This is a genomic window from Kiritimatiellia bacterium, from assembly GCA_028715905.1.
Classification (GTDB): Bacteria; Verrucomicrobiota; Kiritimatiellia; order JAAZAB01; family JAAZAB01; genus JAQUQV01.
Genome location: JAQUQV010000130.1, coordinates 1 through 2,833, shown reverse-complemented (window position 1 = coordinate 2,833; position 2,833 = coordinate 1). Strand labels below are relative to the sequence as shown.

The 2,833-nt window shown below is 58.7% G+C and carries 2 protein-coding genes; both read right to left on the bottom strand.

The features are described 5' to 3' along the window. Window positions 1-109: 109 nt before the first annotated feature. A complete protein-coding gene (locus PHP98_12150) occupies window positions 110-2,398 on the bottom strand; it encodes a hypothetical protein (protein ID MDD5484380.1) in 2,289 nt (762 codons plus the stop codon). Next, window positions 2,391-2,833: substrate-binding domain-containing protein (locus tag PHP98_12145; GenBank protein ID MDD5484379.1), on the bottom strand; the 443-nt coding region annotated here is incomplete at its 5' end. The genes PHP98_12150 and PHP98_12145, both read right to left, overlap by 8 nt.

Below are 2,833 nucleotides of genomic sequence, written 5' to 3'. Positions count from 1 at the left end.
GCGGCAGGCCCTTTAAATCAAGGTGAACGCAACGCCGCCGGATAACCGGTTCATCTTTTCCGAATAACTTCATTGTTTTTCCTCTTAATTTAACATTAAAAACGCGCGCTTAATTCTGCGGACGGGATTCGTTTTTTTTCCAGGGCACGGGACAAACCTTGAGGCAGGGCTCCATGATGGCGTTGAAGTGGTCCTGCAGGGGATCGCGCGCGGCCATGGCCGCGTTAATGTCCGCAAGCGCAATCTGCTCCGGCGGAGGAACATCGGTGGTTGACCCCATATAAGCCGGGCCTTCCCGGCCCGACAACCCGAAACGTTTTGCCCAGTCGCAACGCATCTGATCCAAGCTCGGCAGGCGGAAAGTCCGTCCGCCGATCTCAAAGGCGACGAATTGTTCCGGATTGAGAGCCCGCGTCGGGCAGGCTGACAGGCATTTCCGGCATTTATCACAGCCGGCCTCAAAGTCGGAGACGCGATCGGCCGCAATATCCAGATCAGTCACAACGCAGATAAAGCGCTGCTTGGCGCCGTACTGCGGCGTCAGAACCGATCCGTTGTAACCGATCGTGCCCAAGCCGGCCGCCACGGCCGCGAAAACATTGCTGCGGTTGTCGGGGATAAAAGCAAAAGGCAAAAGCCCGATCAAGCCTCTGTCAAAGTTTGTATCCGGGGGCGGCGTCCCGCGCACATTGAGGGTTTTGGACGCGGTTTCGCACAAATCCAGGAGGGGTAGCGCCTCATGGCCGGCCGCCGCCAGACGCCGGCATAAAGACAGGGCCGTCCACCCCAGCTCACGGTGCGTCTGATACTGGGCAAACGAATACGGGCCCAGGGCGTCCATGGGCGCGCCGCCGCATTCGTCAAGGTAGCCCTCCGGATAATGCATGCCGATGACTATGGCATTTTTGAGACGGGGATAAAGGCGGCGCAAATTCTGCACGGCCGCGAATTTATCCAGGCGCTCCAGAGGCGTCACGCCGAACAGATCGGCGCCGTGATCCCGCGCCGTCTTTTCCAGGCCCTGGCGGGAACAATCTTTGTCAACGGCGGGCGGCGTGCCGCAAACATACGCCGGCAAAACGGCATTGACGGCGGTGGCGGCGAACACGCTGTTGGTTCCGCATGCCGTCCTGAAAACGCGCCCGTCCCCGCTGTAAGCGCCGAAACCGCTCAATGCGGCCAGGCGTTCAACGGACACGGCGATTCTAGGCATGGCTTCATAACCGTGCTCCTCGGCCAGCATGGCGATGCGATGGCCGATCGTCCCCAGCTGGCGGCGCACTTCTTCGCGGCTGAAAGTCAATGCGTCCTGAACAGAGGCGGGGATATTTCCGGCATGCGCCAAAACCTCCTGATCCGGCAAATCCTTGGGCAAATTGATGCCAACGAGAATGACGGCGCGGGTATCGGGGAGTTCGTTCACCTGCAAGTCGGCCGGCAATTTTTCCGCGGGAATAACGGCCAGGTAATCCAACAGCGGGCGCATCTGTTCGCTGATGATTCCGGCCAGGACGGCCGGATCTTTTTTCGCCACGTTTTTCCGGCGATGCCAGGTATTGACCCCGGAATGCGCCGTCTTTTCGCGCCGGGCCGGCGGAAGGCATTGGCGGAGGCAATTGCCGATTTCGCCGCCGTAAATTCCGAATTCATGCTTGGCGGCAAGCACGGTTTGCGCGTTGATCTTGTCCGGGATGGACACATTCAGCCCTATGGCAAAATGCTCGGCCCAGGCGCAGCGCCATTTATTGGTCAACGGAAATTTGTACTCGCGCTCCCCGATTTTCACCGTGTCCATGCCGCTGACTTCCTTGCGGAACGTGTCCATGCGGCAATATTTCACGCAGCGCATGCATTTATCGCAGAGCGCCGGGCCGGCGTACATGGGATCCGGCGGCAGTTCCGCGCCGGTAACAATGCTGTTAAAACGGATGCGCGGGCCGTAATCCCCGTTAAGGACCAGGCCGTTCCAGCCGAATTCGCCGAGTCCGGCCGCCACGGCCGCGTGCCGATGCGGGAAATCCGGAGTAAAATCGCGTTCAATCGCGCCGAAACTTTTGTAACGCCAGATGTGCGACGTGCTGAACGAGACCGCCGAAAATCCATGCCGGTCCAGCAATTTGGCAATCCGGAACGAAAGGATATCAAGCAGAACATTCATATCCACCTGGACAATTCCATACGAATTCATGTCCTGCAGGTCATGGTTGCCGCAATGCTCAACGCAGGCATCCGGATAGTGCACGCCGACCACAATCACGCTCTTGGCGTCCGGCAGAAATGAACCCGGATGATAAGGCTTGGGGGCGTGTCCAAAACGCGCGGCCGGCGACACGCCGATGGCCTGGGCCCCGGTCTGGAAAGCCAATTCCCGAATGGATGCCATCAGTTTTTCATTCATGACCTTTACTGTCCTTTCCTTTTTTTTGTTGTTTTTGTTTTTTTTCACCGCAGGTTTCCCCGGCCATTAACTCCGAAGGCACCATGATTTTCGCGCGCGCCGGCGTTTCCCCCTGGATCAGGCTCCAAAGCAGGCGGACCGCCTTTTCCGCCATGATTTTATTCGGATACACCGCGCAGGTCAGCGGCAGGGGGAAATGCTCGGCATAGGTCCGCTGGGCACAGCCGATCAAGCCCACGTCCCCGGGCACGCCCACGCCCATCTCATGCAGCGACTTATATGCCCCGCTGATTGTGCCTTCGCCGAATAGAAACAAGGAATCCGGCGGATTGCGCCGTTTCATTAACTCCCCGGCCACGCGGCCGGCCAGGCGCTGTTCCTCATCCAGGGTGGCGCCCTCAAAAACATGAATAAGATCCGGCTCGTCGGAAAAAC

What these genes read in the sequence shown, in the direction of transcription:
- PHP98_12150 (MDD5484380.1), bottom strand. Translation starts at nt 2,398, where the DNA reads ATGAATGAAAAACTGATGGCATCCATTCGGGAATTGGCTTTCCAGACC.